Source organism: Bacteroides sp. 11BF (genome assembly GCF_019633765.1).
Classification (GTDB): Bacteria; Bacteroidota; Bacteroidia; order Bacteroidales; family Bacteroidaceae; genus Bacteroides; species Bacteroides hominis.
Genome location: NZ_JAFKPJ010000104.1, coordinates 1 through 330 on the forward strand (window position 1 = coordinate 1; position 330 = coordinate 330).

1 protein-coding gene is annotated in these 330 nt (G+C 34.2%); it reads left to right on the forward strand.

From position 1 onward, the window contains the following. Positions 1-50 precede the first annotated feature (50 nt). Positions 51-330: replication initiation protein (locus JZY04_RS21145; protein WP_220577473.1), on the forward strand; the 280-nt coding region annotated here is incomplete at its 3' end.

Here is a 330-nt window from a genome sequence, read left to right on the forward strand (position 1 = left end):
GACAAAATTGTTCTCCTTTTAATGTATAATACCTCTTGAGGTGATTCTGTATGGTAGATGTAAAGAAGCTCTTATGGAAAAATGACCGTAACTTTAACAAAGACGAAATAAACGATCAACGCTATTTTTTGGTTGCTGAACACAACGACCTTATCACTAAAGCTCGCCATGACTTGAATGCGCGTGAACTTAAAATTATGGATTATGTAATTTCCAAAATTAAGCCTGATGACAAGAACTTCAATGTCATTCAAACATCTATGTACGAATTATCTAACGTACTCGAATTAAAACGTAGCGGTCGTACATATTCTCAATTAGCTCAAAATC